General features: G+C 68.2%; 13 protein-coding genes. 7 read left to right on the top strand and 6 right to left on the bottom strand.

Annotated elements, in window-relative coordinates; translation table 11 throughout:
- The first annotated feature begins 4 nt into the window (after positions 1-4).
- Entirely contained in the window at positions 5-784 is a 780-nt protein-coding gene (locus tag FSB78_RS12280) for a formate/nitrite transporter family protein (protein ID WP_147082915.1), read from the top strand.
- Between the two features lie 20 nt (positions 785-804).
- Here FSB78_RS12280 and FSB78_RS12285 read toward each other — a convergent pair whose 3' ends face one another.
- From FSB78_RS12285 to FSB78_RS12295, 3 genes are all read right to left on the bottom strand, one after another.
- Positions 805-2106 carry a pectate lyase gene (locus FSB78_RS12285; protein WP_147082916.1) on the bottom strand — a complete coding sequence of 434 codons (1302 nt, stop codon included), beginning with the start codon at positions 2104-2106 and terminating at the stop codon, positions 805-807.
- Positions 2106-5393: a TonB-dependent receptor plug domain-containing protein gene (locus tag FSB78_RS12290; protein WP_242008247.1), complete on the bottom strand. Its 3288-nt coding sequence runs from the start codon at positions 5391-5393 to the stop codon at positions 2106-2108. Before FSB78_RS12290 ends, FSB78_RS12285 begins: the two co-directional genes overlap by 1 nt.
- A gap of 312 nt (positions 5394-5705) precedes the next feature.
- Positions 5706-6980: a metal-dependent hydrolase family protein gene (locus FSB78_RS12295; RefSeq protein WP_199743175.1), complete on the bottom strand. Its 1275-nt coding sequence runs from the start codon at positions 6978-6980 to the stop codon at positions 5706-5708.
- 34 nt (positions 6981-7014) lie between these two features.
- Between FSB78_RS12295 and FSB78_RS12300 the strand changes: the two genes are divergently transcribed.
- Complete coding sequence (locus tag FSB78_RS12300; protein WP_147082917.1) at positions 7015-9201, top strand: penicillin acylase family protein; 2187 nt, start codon at positions 7015-7017, stop codon at positions 9199-9201.
- A 2-nt stretch (positions 9202-9203) separates the two neighbouring features.
- Positions 9204-9908: an NAD-dependent deacylase gene (locus FSB78_RS12305; RefSeq protein WP_147082918.1), complete on the top strand. Its 705-nt coding sequence runs from the start codon at positions 9204-9206 to the stop codon at positions 9906-9908.
- 123 nt (positions 9909-10031) lie between these two features.
- On the opposite strand, the gene era is transcribed toward FSB78_RS12305, so the two are convergent.
- The 3 genes from era to lepB all read right to left on the bottom strand — a co-directional run bounded on the left by era (position 10032) and on the right by lepB (position 12539).
- Positions 10032-10970, bottom strand: a complete 939-nt coding sequence (era, locus tag FSB78_RS12310; protein WP_242008248.1) for a GTPase Era — start codon at positions 10968-10970, stop codon at positions 10032-10034.
- 106 nt (positions 10971-11076) lie between these two features.
- Positions 11077-11739 (bottom strand): ribonuclease III, encoded by a 663-nt coding sequence (gene rnc / locus FSB78_RS12315; protein WP_242008250.1) that lies wholly within the window; start codon positions 11737-11739, stop codon positions 11077-11079.
- Positions 11736-12539 (bottom strand): signal peptidase I, encoded by an 804-nt coding sequence (lepB, locus tag FSB78_RS12320; RefSeq protein ID WP_147082920.1) that lies wholly within the window; start codon positions 12537-12539, stop codon positions 11736-11738. Before lepB ends, rnc begins: the two co-directional genes overlap by 4 nt.
- Positions 12540-12646: 107 nt before the next feature.
- On the opposite strand from lepB, the gene pgi reads away from it, so the two are divergent.
- The 4 genes from pgi (at position 12647) to FSB78_RS12340 (ending at position 19510) form a co-directional block, all read left to right on the top strand.
- Positions 12647-14134, top strand: a complete 1488-nt coding sequence (gene pgi, locus FSB78_RS12325; protein WP_147082921.1) for a glucose-6-phosphate isomerase — start codon at positions 12647-12649, stop codon at positions 14132-14134.
- A gap of 188 nt (positions 14135-14322) precedes the next feature.
- Positions 14323-14697: a DUF4174 domain-containing protein gene (locus FSB78_RS12330; protein WP_147082922.1), complete on the top strand. Its 375-nt coding sequence runs from the start codon at positions 14323-14325 to the stop codon at positions 14695-14697.
- 84 nt (positions 14698-14781) lie between these two features.
- Positions 14782-16137: a glutathione-disulfide reductase gene (gene gorA, locus FSB78_RS12335; RefSeq protein WP_147082923.1), complete on the top strand. Its 1356-nt coding sequence runs from the start codon at positions 14782-14784 to the stop codon at positions 16135-16137.
- Between the two features lie 397 nt (positions 16138-16534).
- Entirely contained in the window at positions 16535-19510 is a 2976-nt protein-coding gene (locus tag FSB78_RS12340) for a TonB-dependent receptor (protein WP_242008251.1), read from the top strand.
- Positions 19511-19529: the final 19 nt, after the last annotated feature.

Consider the following 19529-nt stretch of genomic DNA (forward strand, 5'->3'; position numbering starts at 1 on the left):
CGCCATGTACGCACCGACCATTACCGGCTTCGCCGATCGCGCCGCCGCGGAGGCGATCGCGATCCGGCGCTCGCCGCTCGGCTTCTTCGTCGGCGCGATGCTGGCGGGGACCTATATCGGCATCGCGATGATCCTCGCGATCAGCACCGCCGCCGGCCTGCCCGCGGGCGTCCGGCCGCTGGTGATGGGGTCGACCTTCGGGCTCGGGCTGGTGCTGACGGTGTTCGCAGGGGGCGAACTGTTCACCGGCTATGTCATGTATCTGGGCTTCGGGCTGATGCGGCGCACGGTCAGCTGGGCGGATGCCGCGCTGCTGATCGTCGTGGTGTGGGTCGGCAACCTGGTCGGGGCGCTGCTGCTGTCGGCGCTGTTCATCGCGGGTGGCGGCGGGCAGGTATTCGCCAATGCCGCGACGATGTTCAACGCCTATGCCGCCCACAAGGTCGAGGTCGACGGGCTGGCGCTGCTGTGCCGCGCGATCCTGTGCAACTGGCTGGTATGCCTGGCGATCTGGGCCTCCGCACGCGTCACCGGCGATGCCGCCAAGTGCATCGTGATGGCGTGGATCCTGCTCGCCTTCGTCGCGGCCGGGTTCGAGCATTCGGTCGCCAACATGACCGCGCTGACGCTGGGCCTGTTCTCGCCGGGCGAGACGATCGCGCTGCCCGGCGTGCTCCACAACCTCGCCTTCGTGACGCTCGGCAACATCATCGGCGCGCTGGTGTTCGTCGTGGCCGCCTACGGCATCGCGGCCCGCACCGATGCGCCGGTGGTAAGCGCCTAGACCGACCGATCTGGCGAGCGCTACGCGCTCGCCAAACCTTTCAGATACTCCTCCAGTGCGGTATAGCCGTCGCGGTTCGCGTCGCTCGCGCTGTCGTCGCGCGCGGGGTCGAGCCCGTGGCGGCGCTCCCAGGCGTCGGGCATGCCGTCATGGTCGCTGTCGACCGGCGCGGTGCCGGCGGCGAGGACCGGCCAGCCACCCATGTCGCGCTGGCTGTCGATCTGGTGCCCGGTGCGGTCGCGCACCCCGGCGACGATCGCTGCGTCGACGCTGTCGCGTGCGTGCGAGGCGCCCGCCTTTGCCAGCACCTTCGCGTAGGACGACGCGGCGGGATCGGCCGCGACCGGCGGCATCTCGACCGGAGCCGTCAACCGATAGCCGGGCGCCTGGACGCCCGTCACCAGCGACCACGGATCGGCGGGGATCGCGCCGTTCATGCTGTTGCCGGCGAAATACGCCCTGGCGAGGCTGTTGGATTCGTCGAACGCGATCGGCTTCTTCGACTGCGGCCCCGCGACATAGCTGTTGTCGACGAAATTGTAGCGCGCGAGACTCGCCTTGTCGGCGTTGTAGCCCGACCTTCCGCCGCCCCAATTGTAGAAGACGTTCGAGCGGAAATCGAACCACGCGCCGTCGGGATCGACGTCGGGCCCGCTGTAATTGCCGGGCCGCGGCATCCGTGCCTCGTGGTTCGCCCAGAGATTGTGGTGGAAGCTGACCCGCGACCCGCGACCGCCGCGGATCAGGCTGCCGTAACCATGCTCGCCCTTGGCGTGGAGCGAATGCGTCAGCGAGTTGGCGATGATCGACCATTGCACGGTCAGGTCGTAATACCCCTCGCCGGGCCTGGTGTAGTTGGCCGACGCCGACAGCGTCTCGTCGACCGACCAGCTCGCCGAGACATGGTCGAGGATGATCCGCCGCCCGCCGAGGATCCAGATCGAGTCGCTCTCGGTCTTCGATTCGTCGCCGAGCCGCGAGCGGATGTAGCGGATGACGACGTCGTCGGCGGAGACCTCGAGCGGCTGGTCGCGCAGCGTGATGCCGCCGCCGGGTGCCGACTGCCCCGCGATGGTGATGCGCGGTTCGCGGATCCGCAGCGGCTTTTCCAGCTGGATCGTGCCCGCCACCGCGAACACGACGGTACGCGGCCCCTTCGCCTCGACCGCCGCGCGCAGCGAGCCCGGGCCGTGATCGGCGAGCGTCGTCACGATCATGACCTTGCCGCCGCGCCCGCCGAGCGCGGTGCGCCCTGCCCCTTCCGCACCCGGAAACGCCAGCGGCTGAGTCACCGCCGCGGCGGCGAGCAGCAGCGCGATCATCAGAACACCACCCGCAGGCCGGCGGTGATGACGCGGCCGGTGCTCTGGTAGTTCTGCGCGACCGGATTGGCCTGGTACTCGGTCGAATAGGTCGCCGCGTTGGTCAGGTTGCGCCCCTCCAGCGTCAGCTTGGCGAAGTCGGTGACCGAATAGGCCATCGCCGCGTCGACGTTGAGCTGGCTGTCGCGGTAGCCGAAGTCGGAGATCACCGGCGAGTTGCAGACCGCGCCGTTGTTCGTGGTCAGCCCGACCGCGCAGGTGCCCGCGGCCAGCGGGAAGCGCGTGACGTACTGCTTGCGATACGCACCCGAGACCCGCGCGGAGAACTTCTTGTCCTCGTAGTAGAAGGTCGCGTTGAACGCGTCGGGCGAGGTGTTGAGGAAGGGTCCCGGCGCGAACGCGTTGACCGCAGTGCCGCTCTGCGTGCGCGTCGTCGCCAGCTGCGCGCTGGTCAGGTAGTTCAGCCGCGACGCGATGTGCGTGTAGTTCGCGGTGACGCCGAAATTGTCGAGCGGGGCCGGCAGGAAGCTGAAGTTCGACTGGACGTTGACCTCGACGCCCTTGATCTTGCCGCCCGGCGCGTCGTTGAACTGGCGTACCGCATAGGTGCCGCCCGCCTGCGTATAGGCGAGCAGGGTCGGGCTGGTGATCCCGGCGAGGATCGATTGCAGCGTCGGCCCGTCATAGATCGACTGCAGCGGATATTCGCCGGCGATCTGCTGCGGGAAATTCTCGAGATTCTTGATGAAGAAGCCGACCGAGACGATCCCGCCGCGGCCGAAATAATGCTCGATCGCCCAGTCGATGTTGGTCGCGCGATAGGGGTTTAGATACGGATTGCCGACGGTGATCTGCGGCGCGGTCGTCGCGTTGAGCCCGGTCGGGAACGACGTCGTCCCCGGCGTCAGCGCGGCCAGCTGCGGGCGCGAGATGACCTTCGCGGTCGCAAAGCGCAGCAGCGTGTCGGGGAAGAACTCCAGCGTCGCGTTCATCGCGGGCAGGAAGTCGGTATATTCGTTGCGCGCGGTGACGGTGGTGCCGATGACGCCGTTGGCGGCGGCGCCGACCGACCCCGTGCCGCGCACGATCGTCTTCGCGATGCGCGTGCCCGCATTGCCGCGGAACGGCAGCCCGAGGAGCGTGCTGTCCCAGTCGACCTGCAGATAGCCCGACAGGTCGTTCTCGGTCACGCGGTTCGCCTGCCGCGCATCGACCTGTGCACGGAAGTCGCCCCATTTGTTGATGCAGTTGCAGTCGATGCCGAACTGGTTGACGAACTTGCCGATGTCGGGCGCGTAGAAGCTCGTCGGCGTGCCTGCGGACACGTCGAGCCCCTTGCCGAACCCCAGGGTCTGGCCGAGATCGGTGATGTTCAGCCTCGCCTCGGCGAGGGTCGGGTTGATCGCCTCGATGTCGCTGTTGCGGCGGCCCTGGTTGCTCGAATAGCTGAAACGCTTGTAGGTCATCCCGGCGAGCACCTTGAACTCGTCGTTGACGCTCCACGTCAGGTTGCCGCGCGCGACGCGGAAGGTGTTGACGATCTCGTCGGTCAGGTAGCGGATCGACGACAGCCCCTTCACCAGCGACCAGCTCTGCGGGTTGGCGACGTCGAAGCCGGGGCTGAACACCGGCATCTTGCCACTGCCGCGCTCGTCGAACGTGTAGTTGTCCTGGTCGATCGCGTTGAATTCGGCGAGCGTGGTCTCGCCGGTGTATTTCGAGCGCGAATAGCCCGCGGTGCCGTCGAAGCGCAGCGTGTCGCCCAGGTCCTGGCGCAGATTGACCGTGCCCTGGTAGAATTCGGTCTTGCCCGCGACGCGCTGCGTCGAGCTTCGCCAGTCGACGTCGTCGAGCACCAGATAGTCCGCCTGCCCCGCCGAATTGACGTTGGCGGCGCGGATCTTCGTGTTCGGGCGGCCGATCAGCTGGGTGTAGAAGGCCGACTGGTTGGCGTCGGCGATATAGCCCGGCGACACGGTCGAATTATAATAGTCGAACGGGTTGAGGTTGTTCGGATTGTAGCTGGCGCGCGTGCCGGCGACGAGCCCGCCGCCGTTGAGCGACTGGCCGCAGTCGAGCGTCGCCGAGGGCACGCAGTTCGGGTAGAGCGCGAGCCGGTTGGTCAGCCCGGCCGCGGTGTTCGCCGCGCCCAGCGCGCCGCGCGCGGCGTTGGCGTTGGTGCCGTTGCGGTTGAGCCCGATCGTCGTGATGCCCGCGGTCGTCAGGTCCTGCTGATAGCGCGAATAGACGCCGTCGACGGTCAGCTCGGTATGCGAGGTCGGCTTCCACTGGATCGTGCCGGTCGCGCCGAGCCGCTTGTAGTGCAGGTCCTGGCGGTTGATCGAGGGCAGCGCGGGGATCAGCGTGGTCGGCGTGATCAGCGCATAGGCGGCGGGATCCGACCCGAAGGTCGCGCCCGTTCCCGCGGTCGACGGCCGCGCAAAGCCGAAGGTGTTGGGCGTGACGCCCTGCAGCTGCGAATTGCGATAGGCATAGTCGAACGCGCCGATGCTGCGCTGGTAGGAATCGATCTGCTGCTTCTGGTCCTGGTAGGCGATCGACCCGAGCACCCCGAGCGTGTCGGTGATGTGCTTCGACACCAGGCCGGTCAGGCGCGGGTTCACGGTCTTGCCGTTCTCGCGATACTCGCCTTCGAGACCCAGCGCGTAGCGATCCTTCTTGTAGGCGAGCGGACGCCCCGTCGTCAGGTCGATGATCGCGCCGAGCGAGCCTTCGTCGTTCGCGGCCGAGGTGGTCTTGGTGACCGTGACGCCGCCGAACAGTTCGGACGCGAAGGTGTTGAAGTCGAACCCGCGCGAGCGGTTGGCCCCCGACGCGTCGTTGCCGCCGCCGGTGATGCTGAGCGCGTCGGCGCCGTTCAGCCGGACCTGCTGGAAGTCGCCGCCGAGCCCGCGGACGGTGATGCTGCGCCCCTCGCCATTGTCGCGGTCGATCGAGATGCCGGGCAGGCGCTGGATCGATTCGGCCAGGTTGGCGTCTGGGAAGTTGCCGATATCCTCCGCGGTGATCGCGTCGATGATCTGGCTCGACTCGCGCTTCAGGTCGACCGCGCTGGCCAGGCTGGCGCGGAACCCGGTGACGATGATGTCGGCGTCCTCGCCGCTTGCCCCGGCGGTCGCGGCCTGTTCGACCGGCGACGTGCCGAGCGGCGCGGTCGCGGCCTGGTCGGGCGGGGTCGTGCCCGTCGCGGGACGCGCCTCGGTCGGCGACAGCGTCCCGGCGCCCGTCGCATTCTGCCCCTGTGCCGTAGCGGTAAGCGGTGTCATCAACAGCAACGATCCCATGATCATCGCACCGACGGACGCACTGCTGCGCAGACTGGTAATACCCCGCATACATTCTCTCCCGGATCTTTGGCTATCTTGCCAATTCAGGCATCGATACATGACCGCCTGTCCACCGGTGTCAAGGGGTGATGTGCCTGTTTTCGTTGAATAGCCGACGCTACCGACGGCGCGGCTGATCGCGCGAGATCCAGCGCAGCCCGTCGGGCAGGATCGCACGCTTGCGGATCAGCCCGGGATGGATGTCGCCCGCTTGCAGCCTCCGGGGCCGCGATAGCTAGATGATGGACGGGGTTATCGCTCGACGATCGCGCCGCCCTTCACGACCAGCCGGACGCGGCGCACCGCGCGGATGTCGGCCACGGGATCGCCCTCGACCGCGACGAGGTCGGCGAGCAGCCCCGGCTTCACCGCCCCGACCCGGTCCGACACACGCATCCAGCGCGCGTTGCCCGAGGTCGCCGCAACCAGCACCTGTGCGGGGCGCATGCCGGCCGCGACCAGCAGGTCCATCTCGCGCGCATTGTCGCCGTGCGCGAACACGCCGACATCGCCGCCCATGCAGATCGGCACGCCCGCACGGACCGCGAGCGCCAGGCTCTTGCGGTTGAGCGCGACCGCGGGCGGCGCGGGCTCGCTGCCGGTCCAGCCGCGATAACGCGACGTCGCATCCGACGCGGCGAGCGTCGGGCACAGCGCGATCCGCCTTGCCGCCATCTGCGCGAAGATCTCGGGCGTGCCGCCATAGCCGTGCTCGATCGTGTCGACCCCGGCAGCGACCGCGCGGCGCATGCCCTCCGCGGTCGCTGCATGGACCGCGACCGGCCGCCCGGCGTCGTGCGCCGCCGTCACCGCCGCCACGATCTCGTCCTGGCTCAGCGTCGCGCGGCTCTCCTCGCCCGGTCGCCAGCGATAATCGGCGTAGAGCTTGATCCAGTCGGCGCCCGCCGCGATCTGCCGTCGGACCGCGGCGACCATCTGCTCAACGCCCGACACCTCCTCGGCGCCCTGCGGGATCGCGACGCCGGGCTCGAACCCCTTGGGGCCGTAGGCGCCGAGCGCGACGATCGCGCGCGTCGCGACCGCCAGCCGCGGTCCGGGCACGATGCCCTGGTCGATCGCCGCCTTCAGCCCGACATCGGCATAGCCCGCGCCCTCGGTCCCGAGATCGCGCTCGCTGGTGAACCCGGCGAGCAGGGTCGCGCGCGCCTGCGCCACCGCGCGCGCGGTGCGCAGCGCGAGCGGCTCGTGGAGCACCTGATCGTCCCAGCTGGTCTCGTCATAGGGATGGAGGAACAGATGGCCGTGCCCCTCGATCATGCCGGGCATCAGCGTATCGCCCGCGAGCGCGACGACCCGCGTCCCCGCCGGCACCGGCAGGTCGGGCCCGACCGCCGCGATCCGGTCGCCGGTGACCAGCACCTGCCAGCCGACATGCACGACGCCGTCGACGCCGTCGAACACGCCCGCGGGCTTGAACAGGACGGAGACGGGCGCAGCCGGTTCGGCCGCCGGCACCGCCGCCGCCGTCCCGAGCAGGATCGCCGCCATCATCGCCAGACCCCGCATGGCGTTTCCCCTTTTCCCGTCTTACGCTGCCGCCATGCATACGATCCTTCGGCGCGCGCGCAATCCGGTGATCCTGTTGGCCCTGCTGGCCACCCCGCTCTCGGCCGCCCCCGCGCCCGACATGGCGCGGTGGCAGGCGCGGGCCGCGCGTGTCACGATCACGCGCGACAGCTGGGGCATCCCGCATGTCCGCGGGCGGTCGGACGCCGACGCCGTCTTCGGGCTGATCTACGCGCAGGCGGAGGATGATTTCGCGCGCATCGAGGCCAATTACCTGACCGCTCTCGGCCGCAGCGCGGAGGCGGACGGCGAGGAGGCGATCTGGGCGGACCTGCGGCAGCGGCTGTTCGTCGACCCGTCAGAGCTGCAGGCGCAATACGCCGCGAGTCCCGACTGGCTGCGGACGCTGATGCAGGCCTGGGCGGACGGACTGAACTATTACCTCGCCACCCACCCCAAGACGAAACCGCGGGTGCTCAACCGTTTCGAACCCTGGATGGCGCTGAGCTTCACCGAGGGCAGCATCGGCGGCGACATCGAGCGGATTTCGCTCAGCGACCTGAAGACCTTCTACGGCCGCCCGACCCCGCCGACGCCCGACGAGATCGGCATGATCCCGCGCGAGCCGTCCGGGTCCAACGGCATCGCGATCGCACCAAAGCTGACTACTAACGGCCGCGCGCTGCTGCTGATCAACCCGCACACCAGCTTCTATTTCCGTTCCGAGGCGCAGATGACCAGCGACGAGGGCCTCGACGCCTATGGTGCGAGCACCTGGGGGCAGTTCTTCATCTACCAGGGCTTCAACGCCAAGGCCGGCTGGATGCACACCTCGTCGACCGTCGACAATGTCGACCAGTTCGCCGAGCGCGTCGCGCGAGGGAGCAGCGGCTACACCTATCGCTACGGCACCGCGCGCCGTCCGGTGACGACGCGCGCGGTGACGCTGCGCTACCGCAAGGCCGACGGCACCACGGGCGAGCGCCGCTTCACGACCTATCGCACGCATCACGGGCCCATCGTCGCGACGGCCGGCGGTCGCTGGATCGCTACCGCGCTGATGTGGAAGCCCGTCCCCGCGCTCGAGCAGAGCTATCTGCGGACCAAGGCCACCGATCTCGCCGGGTACATGCAGGTCGCGGCGCGGCAGGCGAATTCGTCGAACGACACGCTGTTCGCCGATGCGAAGGGCGAGATCGCGTTCCTGATGCCGCAGTTCATGCCGGTCCGCGACGACCGGTTCGACTATACGCGTCCCGTCGACGGCAGCGATCCCGCGACCGACTGGCGCGGGCTCCACACGCTGCCGAGCCTGCCGAGCGTGCTCAACCCGCGGACCGGATGGGCGCACAACACCAACGACTGGCCGTGGAGCGCGGCCGGGCCCGACAGCCCCAAGGCGGCGGACTATCCGCGCTACATGGATCAGGTCGGCGGCAACGCGCGCGGCGTGCATGCCGACCTGCTGCTGACGGGCAAGACGGGCTGGACCCCCGAGACGCTGCGCGATGCCGCGTTCGATCCGTACCTTCCCGCGTTCGCGACGCTGCTGCCCGGGCTGGTCGCGGCCTGGACCGCCCTGCCCGCCAGCGATCCGCGACGGCAGTCGCTCGAGGCGCCGATCGCGCTGCTTCGCGGGTGGGACCACCGGTGGGGATACGACTCGACCGCGACGAGCCTCGCCGTGTTCTGGGGCGACCAGCTGTGGCGCGAGGTCGGCAGTTTCGCGCAGGCGGAACGGATGAACGTCCCCGACTATATCGCGACCCGGGTCAGCGCGGACGCAAAGCTCGCCGCGCTGGCCGCCGCGGTCAACCGGCTGACGCGCGACTTTGGCAGCTGGCGGACGCCGTGGAAAACCATCAACCGGTTCCAGCGGCTCGACGATGCGATCACGCCGCATTTCGACGACGCCAAGCCGTCGACCGCAGTGCCCTTCACCTCCGCGCAATGGGGCAGCCTGGCGTCGTTCGGCGCCAAGCCCTGGCCCGGCACGAAACGCTATTACGGCACCAGCGGCAACAGCTTCGTCGCGGTGGTCGAGTTCGGCCCGCGCGTGAAGGCCATTGCGGTGATGGCGGGCGGCCAGAGCGGCGACGTCCGCTCGCCGCATTTCGCGGACCAGATCGACGCCTATGCGGAGGGCCGGTTGCGCCCGGTCTATTTCTACCCCGAAGACCTGAAGGGCCATCTCGAACGCCGCTACCGGCCGGGCCGATGAGCGTGACCGAAATTCGGAACATCGTGATCCTGACCGGCGCCGGCATTTCCGCCGAAAGCGGCATCGCGACGTTCCGCGGGCCGGGCGGTCTGTTGGAAGGACACCGGGTCGAGGACGTCTGTACGCCCGAGGCGTTGGCGTATGATCCGGTACTGGTGCACCGCTTCTACGATCTACGCCGCGCGGCGCTGCGCGAGGTCGAGCCGAATGCCGCGCACCGGGCGCTCGCGCGGCTGGATGAGGCGTGGTCGGGCGAGCTGCTGATCGTGACGCAGAATGTCGACGACCTGCACGATCGTGCCGGCGCGCAGCGGGTGCTGCACATGCACGGCGAGTTGCTGTCGGCCTTGTGCGCGGCGTGCGGTACGCGCGAAGCATGGGTGGCGAGCCTGCCGCCGGGGTCGGTGTGCGGCGCGTGCAGGGCGCCGGCGCTCAGGCCCGACATCGTCTTCTTCGGCGAGATGCCGTTCCAGATGGAGCGGATCGAGGCGGCGCTGGCGACGTGCGACCTGTTCGTGTCGATCGGGACGTCGGGCGCGGTATATCCTGCCGCCGGGTTCGTGCAGACCGCCGGCTGGCACGGCGCGCGGACGCTCGAGATGAACCTCGACCCGTCGATGGGGAGCGTCCATTTCGAGGAGACGCGGATCGGGGCGGCGGGGAATCTGGTGCCGGCGTGGGTGGAGGAAATCCTCGCGCAAAACTGATCCTCCCCTGTAAGGGGAGGTGGCTGGCGAAGCCAGACGGAGGGGTGTCGCCCTATCGATAGCGGGTCACCCCTCCGTCAGCCCTGCGGGCTGCCACCTCCCCTTACAGGGGAGGATGAAGGGTTATTCTACCCAGTCGAGGCCGATGTCGCGGTAGACTTCGCGGTCCTCGTCCCAGCCTGGCTTGACCTTGACGTGCAGGTAGAGATGCACCGGCTTGCCCGTGATGCTGGCGAGCTCGATCCGTGCGCGCGCGCCGATTTCCTTGATCCGCTGGCCGCCCTTGCCGAGCACGATCGCGCGCTGCGTCGGGCGTTCGACCAGGATCTGCTGGTGGATCTCGAGGCTGCCGTCCTGGCGCTCGATATATTGCTCGGTGTCGATCGTGCTGGCGTAGGGAAGCTCGGCGTGGAGCTGCAGATAGAGCTGCTCGCGCGTCACTTCGGACGCGAGCGCGCGTTCGGTGGCGTCGGAGACCTGGTCCTCGGGGAAATGCCACGGCCCCTCAGGCATGGCCTTGGCTAGTGCCGCCTTGAAGTGCGCGACGCCGTCGCCGGTCCCGGCGCTGATGAAGAAGGTCTCGGCGAACGGCAGCAGCGCGTTCAGCTTCTCGGCGTGGATCAGCAGCTTGGTCTTGTCGGCGAGATCGACCTTGTTGAGGATCAGCCAGATCGGCTCGGTGCGGCCGATCAGCGATTCGACGATCGTCGTGACCTTGCCGCCGATCCCGCCCTTCGCATCGACCACCAGCGCGATGATGTCCGAGCCCTCCGCGCCGCCCCAGGCGGCGGCGACCATCGCGCGGTCGAAGCGGCGCTTGGGTTCGAAGATGCCGGGCGTGTCGACGAGCAGGATCTGCGCATCGCCCTCGATCGCGACGCCCATCAGCTTGGTGCGCGTGGTCTGCGCCTTGGGGCTGACGATCGCCACCTTCTGCCCGACGAGCGCGTTGACGAGCGTCGACTTGCCGGCGTTGGGCGCGCCGACGACGGCGACGAGACCGCAATGCTGGAGGGCCGCGGTCGAGGTCGCTGCGTCGGTAGGGATAATGGGATCAGTCAAATCATGCTCCGTCACCCCGGACTTGTTCCGGGGTCCATCGTTCCGCACACTCTAACCCATCGAATATGCGGATGGATGGATGCCGGAACGAGTCCGGCATGACGTATTAGCCGAGCTTTTCCAAGAGCGCCTTCGCCGCGGCGGTCTCGGCTTCCTGCTTGCTCGTGCCCTCGGCGGTCGCTTCCGCCAGTTTTCCGACCGACACCGCGATGGTGAAGCGCGGCGCGTGGCCGGGGCCGGTGCGCTCGACGATGCGGTATTCGGGCGGCTTGCGGTTGTGCGCGGCGGCCCATTCCTGGAGTTGCGACTTGGGATGCTGCGGCGCCTTGGCGCCTGCCTTGACGCGGTCGCCCCAGGCCTGCCGCACGAACATGCGCGCCGCGTCGAGCCCCGCCTCGCGGTACCAGGCGCCGATCAGCGCCTCCATCACGTCGCCGAGCACGTTGTCGCTGTCGGACGCGCCGTCGTCGCGCGCCTGCTTGCCGAGCTTGAGATGATCGCGCACGCCGAGCTCGCGCGCGACGTCGGCGCAGACGGCACCGGTGACGAGCGCGTTGAACCGCTTCGACAGCTGGCCTTCCGCGTCGCCCGCGAACGTCTCGTACAGCCATTCGGCGACGATCAGGCCGAGCACGCGGTCGCCGAGGAACTCCAGCCGTTCGTAGTTCGCCGCGGCCTGGCTGCCATGCGTCAGCGCGCGCTCATAGGGGGCGAGGTCGGCGGGGCGGCGTCCGAACGTCTCGGTCAGCCAGTGCGCGAGATCGCTCAAAACCCTTCCCCGATCCTCTGCCACCGCGCCGCGCTGAACCAGGTCCAGGGTGCCCAGGACGCGTTGCCGTTGGTCGAGAAGAACGACACCACCGCCTTGCCCTCGACATTCTCCAGCGGGACATAGCCCATGCCCTGCGGCGCGGGGAACCGGCTGTCGCCGCTGTCGTCGCGGTTATCGCCCATCACGAAGACATGGCCGGCGGGGACGGTATAGGCCCCGGTATCGTCGCGGTCGGCCATCTGGCCCTGGTCGAGCACTTCGTAGCTGCGGCCCCCGGGCAAGGTCTCGCGGAACCGCGGATAGCGGCAGATCGGGACGCCCGCCGCGTCGACGTCCTGGAAGGTCGCGCCGCATCTCTCGGCGTCGAAATTGCCGGTGAGCGGCAGCGTGAAGTCGGCGATCCGCTGCTTGGGGACGGCCACGCCGTTGAGGATCACCTGGCCCGCGCGCATCTGGATCGTCTCGCCGGGCAGGCCGATCACGCGCTTGATCACGTCGTGGTCGAGCACTTCGGGGGCGCGGAAGACGACGACGTCGCCGCGCGTCGGGATGCGGCCCATGATCCGTCCGGGGATCAGCGGCACGCCCCAGGGCAGCGACCAGCGCGAATAGCCGTAGTTCCACTTCGTCACGAACAGATAGTCGCCGATGAACAGCCGCGGCAGCATCGACTCGCTGGGGATGCTGAACGGCGCGAACAGGAAGCTGCGCACGATGAGCACGACGAGCGCCAGCTTGAGCAGGAAACGGAACGTCTCGCTGGTCTCGGACCGGACGGGTTTCGGGGATTTTGCCATGTCGCGCGGTTTGCGTGGGGGCGTGCGTGTCGTCAAGCTGGCGGATCGGAGGATCGATTGGTAGGCACGGCGCGTATCGTCGTTCCGACAAGCATACGGAGACTCCCATGGCCGACTGGTCGAAAATCGAAGCGCTGCCCTCGTCCAAGCTGACCGAGCTGTTCGCGGGCGATCCGGACCGGCTCGCGACGCTCAGCCTGGACGTGTCGGGGATCCATTTCGACTGGTCGAAGACGCACCTGACCAGGGATGCGATCGCTGCGTTCGCCGAGCTCGCCAAGGCGCAGGACCTGGCCGGCAAGCGCGAGGCGCTGTTCGCCGGCGCGGTCGTCAACGTGACCGAGGGCCGCGCGGTCGAGCACACCGCCGAGCGCGGCGAGGGCAAGCCCGAAAGCGTCGCGATCGCGGCGGCGAGCCACGCGCGGATGCGCGCGCTGATCGACGCGATCGAGGCCGAGGCGCTGGGGCCGGTGCGGCATATCCTCCACGTCGGCATCGGCGGGTCGGCGCTGGGCCCGCATCTGCTGGTCGATGCGCTGGGGCGCGAGGACAAGCGCTACGACGTCGCGATCGTCTCGAACGTCGACGGCGTCGCGCTGGAGGACGTGTTCGAGCGGTTCGACCCGGCCGCGACCTTGCTGGTGATCGCGTCGAAGACCTTCACCACCACCGAGACGATGATGAACGCCGAGTCGGTCCTGCAATGGATGACCGAGCACAATGTCGAGGATCCGTACGGCCGCGTGATCGCGCTGACCGCCGCGCCGCAAAAGGCGATGGACTGGGGCGTCGACGAGACGCGCATCCTGCCGTTCGCCGAGAGCGTCGGCGGCCGCTACTCGCTATGGTCGACGATCGGCTTTCCCGCGGCGATCGGGCTCGGCTGGGACAAGTTCGAGGAGCTGCTTGAGGGTGCGGCCGAGATGGACCGGCATTTCCGGCTCGCCGCGCTGCACGAGAACGCGCCCGCACTCGCGGCGTTCGCCGACCTCTATTACACGCAGGTCCGCGGCGCCGAGACGCGCGCGCCGTTCGCCTATGACGAGCGGCTGCGGCTGCTGCCGAGCTATCTGCAGCAGCTCGAGATGGAATCGAACGGCAAGGCGGTGACCGCGGACGGCCAGCCCGTCGGCCGCCCGACCGCCGCGATCACCTGGGGCGGCGTCGGCACCGATGCACAGCATGCGGTGTTCCAGCTGCTCCACCAGGGTACGCACCTCGTCCCCGTCGAGTTCATCGCGGTGATCGAGGCGGGCGACACGCTCGCCGAGGATCACCACAAGGCGCTGTTGCTCAACGCGTTCGCACAGGGCGCGGCGCTGATGGCGGGCAAGCAGGTCGAGGATCCGGCGCGCAGCTATTCGGGCGACCGGCCGTCGTCGACGCTGCTGCTCGACGATCTCGACGCGCGCACGCTGGGGGCGCTGATCGCGTTCTACGAGCACCGCGTGTTCGTGAACGGCGTGCTGCTGGGGATCAACTCGTTCGACCAGTTCGGCGTCGAGCTGGGCAAGGAAATGGCCAAGGAAGCGGCCAAGGGCGGCGGCAGCTTCGATCCCTCGACCGACGATTTGATCAAGCGCGCCTTCGGGTAACCTTCGATCCTCCCCCGCCAGGGGGAGGTGGCGCCGAAGGCGTCGGAGGGGGTGGACACGGAACCGGCGTTATCGTTGCCGCCCCCTCCGTCACGCTTCGCGCGCCACCTCCCCCTGGCGGGGGAGGATGAGACTGCGATACTCCCGCCTGCGCGGGAGAACGGAGAGGCCTCGCGCGTTACTCCCGCATGTCCCTGCTCCTCGCCGCCGCGCTCGCCCAGGCCACCATCGCCCAGATGAAGTGGGAGCGGCGCATCCTGCTCATCGTCGCGCAGACCGCGACCGACCCCCAGCTCGCCGAACAGCGCCGCATCCTGGCCGCCTGGCGCAAGGAAAGCGACGCGCGCGACCTCACCATCGTCGAGATCGTCGGCGATCGCGTCTCCGGCGCCGCTGACAGCGCCACCGCGGTCCGGCGCAAATACCGCCTCCCCGCCGGGTTCACCGCGATCCTGATCGGCAAGGACGGCGGCGAGAAGCTGCGCAGTCCCCGCCCCTTCCCCGCCGCGGCGCTGGCCGAGACGATCGATGCGATGCCGATGCGGAGAGCCGGACAGCGCTGACTCGATCACAGTGATCGCGACGCCGGCCTTGTCCATGTCGGCCCCCTGCCCCAAGTGGCACGGGATACCGCACGAGGAACGCCTGTGACCGACCCCCAGTATGACTACGACCTCTTCGTCATCGGCGCAGGATCGGGCGGGACGCGTGCGTCGCGGGTCGCGGCGGCGCACGGTGCGCGGGTCGCGGTGGCCGAGGAATACCGGGTCGGCGGCACCTGCGTGATCCGCGGCTGCGTGCCCAAGAAGCTGCTCGTCTACGGCGCGCACTTCGCAGAGGACCTGAAGGACGCCAAGCGCTTCGGCTGGCAGGTGCCCGACGACTGCGCGTTCAGCTGGCCGACGCTGCGCGACAACGTGATGGAGGAGGTCGACCGGATCAACGGCGCCTATACCAACACGCTCAACAACAACGGCGTCGAGATCATCCTGTCGCGCGCGGTCGTCAGCGGCCCGAACGAGGTCACGCTGGCGGACGGCACGAAGAAGACCGCGAAGCGCATCCTGATCGCGGTCGGCGCGCATCCGCTGGTCCCCGACGTCCCCGGCGCGGAACACGGCATCACCTCGAACGAGGCGTTCCACCTCGACGCGGTGCCCAAGCGTATCCTGATCCTCGGCGGTGGCTATATCGCCAACGAGTTCGCCGGGATCTTCCACCAGCTCGGCGCGCACGTCATCCTGATGAACCGCACCGACCAGATCCTGCGCGGCTATGACCGCCAGATCGTCGACCGGCTGCTGCAGATCTCGATCACCAAGGGGATCGAGTTCCGCTTCAACGCCGCGCTGCAGGGCATCGACAAGGGCGAGGACGGCTGCCTCACCGTCCGCATGGGCGGGTACGAGCCCGCGGTGGTCGATGCGGTGATGTTCGCGACCGGGCGCCTGCCCAACACGCGCGGGCTGGGGCTCGACAGCGCGGGCGTGCAGCTCGATTCGCTCGGCGCGATCGTCGTCGACGCCGACAACCGGTCGAGCTGCGAGAGCATCTATGCGATCGGCGACGTCACCAACCGCATCCAGCTGACCCCGATCGCGATCCGCGAGGGCCAGGCGTTCGCGGACACGCTGTACGGCAACAAGCCGACTTCGGTCGACTATGCCTGCGTGCCGAGCGCGGTGTTCAGCCACCCGCCGCTCGCAGGCGTCGGGATGACCGAGGCCGAGGCGCGCAACGCCTTGGGCTCGGTCCGCGTCTATTCGTCGGACTTCCGGCCGATGAAGAACGTGCTGGCGGGGCGCAACGAGCGGTCGCTCTACAAGATGGTGTGCGATGCCGAAACCGACCGCGTCGTCGGTCTGCACATGATCGGCCCCGATTGCGCCGAGATCCTCCAGGCAGCGGCGATCGCAGTGAAGGCCGGGCTGACCAAGGCCGATTTCGACGCCACCGTGGCGCTGCACCCGAGCATGGCCGAAGAACTCGTCCTGATGCGCTAAGAAAAGCTGATCCTCCCCCGCCCAGGGGAGGTGTCACCGAAGGTGACGGAGGGGGAGGACACGGAGCCTCTCGGACCCTTGCCGCCCCTTCCGTCAGGCTGCGCCTGCCACCTCCCCCTGGCGGGGGAGGATTCCAGGGCGGTATCGATTGTTACCATAAAGACACGGATGGTATCCGAATGCCGCCCGTCATGGGTTAGCCATTGGCGATGCTCCCCTGCGGGCGTACCGCGGCTGACGGACACCCGTGCGCGTCAGACGCACGGCCCGGACAGGAGCAGGACGAGGGGCCATGGGGCCGCGACAGTCGCCAGCGCGTCACGCGCATGCCGCCCATCGGGCCGGCAGGGACGACTGCGCGCCGCACGCCCCCGTCGTCAGACAGGGACACGCGACAATGACCATGATGAGATCGGTGGCGCTCCGCGCCGCCCTCGCGACGACGACCATCCTCGGCGCCAGCCTGGCACTCGCCGTGCCCGCTGCCGCGCAGACCACGACCGCGTCGATCCGCGGCCAGGTGCGCGACGGCGCCGGCGCACCGGTCGCGGGCGCAACCGTCGTCGCGGTCAATCGCGGCACCAACCAGACCGTGCGCGCGACGTCGTCGGCAAGCGGCAACTATGTGCTGAACGGGCTGCGCCCCGCGCAATACACCATCACCGCGACCGGCCCGAACGGCGCGACGTTCGAACAGGCGGTGATCGTCGGCGTCGGTCAGGCGACCACGCTGAACGTCGTCCTGACCGCTGCGGCTGCTGCCCCCGCCCCCGCCCCCGCCCCCGCTGCTGACGGCACCGTCGCCGCGCCGGACGATGCCACGCCCACGACCGCGTCCAGCGACGAGATCGTCGTCACCGGCAACCGCCTCGTCGAGACCAAGACCAGCGAAGTCGCGACCAACGTCAGCCAGAACCAGATCCGCATCCTGCCGCAGGGCGATCGCAACTTCCTGACCTTCGCGGCACTCGCGCCCGGCGTGCGCTACAACGACAGCGAGACCAACAAGGGCATCGTCTCGGGCGCCTCGCCCGCGAGCCAGGTCAACGTCTTCATCGACGGGACCAGCCTCAAGAGCCAGACCTTGGGTGGCATCGCCGGCCAGACCGACAGCCGCGGCAACCCGTTCGGGCAGCTCGCGGTCGGCGAGTTCCGCGTCCTGACGCAGAACTACAAGGCGGAGTACGAACAGGCGGGCTCGGCGATCGTCACCGCGATCACCAAGTCGGGCACCAACGACTTCCACGGCGAGATGTTCGGCCAGTATACCGACCGCAGCCTGACTGCGGCCAGCATCATCGACCAGCGCGCGGGCCGGGGCAAACCGAAGTTCGAGCGCAAGCAGTACGGCATCTCGCTCGGCGGCCCGATCATCAAGGACAAACTGTTCTTCTTCGGCGCGTACGAAGGCAACGACCAGGATCGCGCATCGAGCGTCACGGTCGGCAACCGCACTCCTGCCAACGCCGCGGCGTTCGGCCAGTATGAAGGCACCTATGTCAGCCCGTATCGCGGCGATTTCTACTTCGGCAAGCTGACCTTCACCCCCGACGAGCGCCAGGTGTTCGACCTGTCGTTCAGCCGCCGCGAAGAGACCGACGTCACTGGCTTCGGCGCCAATTTCGGCTCGGCGAACATCGCCTATTCGGCGGCGGTCAACAAGATCAACAAGACCGACACCTATACCTACAAGTGGACCTATACCGGCGACAGCTTCGTCAACGAGGCGAACCTGACCTATCTCGACACGGTCTATAACCCGTCGTCGCTCAACCCCGACGATCCGAGCTTCGAATATCAGGGCGTCATCACCTTCGGCGGCAAGGATTCGACGCAGAAGATCAGCCAGCAGAGCTACGTCCTGCGCGACGACCTGACCTATAACGGCCTCGCGGGTCACGTGATCAAGGGCGGCATCCGCTTCGCGTTCCAGGATTACGACTTCACCAAGAACCTGTTCGTCCAGCCACGCTATTTCTTCCAGACCGACGCGACCCGGGGGCTCAGTTTCGACTTCCCCGCGACCGCGCAGATCGGCGTCGGCAACCCGCGGATCATCGCGTCCAACTCGCAGCTCGGCCTGTACCTGCAGGACGACTGGGACGTCACCGACAAGCTGCAGATCAATGCCGGCATCCGTTGGGATTACGAGAGCAACCTGTTCAACAACAAGTATCGCAGCCCCGGCTCGGCGATCGCGACGATCAGCGCGCTGCCCAGGACCGACTATTTCGATCCGGCGGATTACATCACCGACGGCAGCGACCGCCCGACGCGCAAGGACATGTTCCAGCCGCGCATCGGCTTCAGCTACGACTTCAACGACGACCAGCGCACCGTGGTGTTCGGCGGCTACGGCAAATATTTCGACCGCAACGTGTTCAACAACACGCTCGACGAGCAATTCCGCCTGCAATACGCGACCGGCGTGTTCTATTTCTCGCGCGACGGACAGCCGCGCGACGGCAACCCGACGGTGCGGTGGGACCCGGCCTATCTGACGCGCGACGGGCTGCTCGCGCTGCGCCAGACCGCGCAGACCGGCCTGCCCGAGCTGTTCGCGGTCAAGAACGATGCCAAGGCGCCGTCGACCGACCAGTTCAGCCTCGGCCTGCGCCAGAAGTTCGGCGTGTTCCGCGCCTCGGTCACGGGATCCTATGTGCGCGGCCAGAACGGCTACACGCACCTGTTCGCGACGCGCAACGCCGACGGGTCGTGCTGCGACACGACGATCCCCCGCGCCAACGGCTATGGCAACGTGCTGATCGGCTATGACGGGCTGCGCACGCGCTACAAGGCGCTGCTCTTCACGCTCGACAAGGACTATACGCAGGCGTCGGGCTGGGGCTTCAACATCGCCTATACGCTGTCCAAGGCCGAGCAGGACGGTGGCGACCTGTTCAGCCTCGATAAGGTCACGCCCGACAAATATGGCTGGCGCCCGATCGCCGACCAGGACGAACGCCACCGCATCGTGCTCTCGGGAATCGGCGATCTGCCGCTCGGTTTCCAGCTGTCGACGCTGACCACGCTCGGCAGCGGCACCGCGTTCCAGCTGCTCGATCAGACCGCCGGCACCAGCGTCAACCAGCAGGTGATCCGCTCGCTGTACCGCCCGAAGAACTGCATCAAGGGCGTGTTCGCGTTCTGCGAGGTCAACCTGACGTTGCAGAACAACATCAAGGTCTTCGGCACGCACAACATCAACGTCGCGGTCGACCTGCTCAACGCGTTCAACAACAAGAACTACACCGGCTATTCGGGGTTCCTGGGGGTCGGCGAGAGCTATTCGTTCAACACGACCACCAACGCGCCGACGGGCCTGCAGACGCTGCCCCGCCGCTTCCAGTTCCGCGCGGGCTATCGGTTCTGACCGGGACGGCGGGCACCCG

It is taken from the genome of Sphingomonas ginsenosidivorax, from assembly GCF_007995065.1.
Lineage (GTDB): Bacteria > Pseudomonadota > Alphaproteobacteria > Sphingomonadales > Sphingomonadaceae > Sphingomonas > Sphingomonas ginsenosidivorax.

What these genes read in the sequence shown, in the direction of transcription:
- FSB78_RS12280 (WP_147082915.1), top strand. Translation starts at nt 5, where the DNA reads ATGTACGCACCGACCATTACCGGCTTCGCCGATCGCGCCGCCGCGGAG.
- FSB78_RS12285 (WP_147082916.1), bottom strand. Translation starts at nt 2,106, where the DNA reads ATGATCGCGCTGCTGCTCGCCGCCGCGGCGGTGACTCAGCCGCTGGCG.
- FSB78_RS12290 (WP_242008247.1), bottom strand. Translation starts at nt 5,393, where the DNA reads ATGACACCGCTTACCGCTACGGCACAGGGGCAGAATGCGACGGGCGCC.
- FSB78_RS12295 (WP_199743175.1), bottom strand. Translation starts at nt 6,980, where the DNA reads ATGCGGGGTCTGGCGATGATGGCGGCGATCCTGCTCGGGACGGCGGCG.
- FSB78_RS12300 (WP_147082917.1), top strand. Translation starts at nt 7,015, where the DNA reads ATGCATACGATCCTTCGGCGCGCGCGCAATCCGGTGATCCTGTTGGCC.
- lepB (WP_147082920.1), bottom strand. Translation starts at nt 12,539, where the DNA reads ATGGCAAAATCCCCGAAACCCGTCCGGTCCGAGACCAGCGAGACGTTC.
- pgi (WP_147082921.1), top strand. Translation starts at nt 12,647, where the DNA reads ATGGCCGACTGGTCGAAAATCGAAGCGCTGCCCTCGTCCAAGCTGACC.
- FSB78_RS12330 (WP_147082922.1), top strand. Translation starts at nt 14,323, where the DNA reads ATGTCCCTGCTCCTCGCCGCCGCGCTCGCCCAGGCCACCATCGCCCAG.
- FSB78_RS12340 (WP_242008251.1), top strand. Translation starts at nt 16,535, where the DNA reads ATGACCATGATGAGATCGGTGGCGCTCCGCGCCGCCCTCGCGACGACG.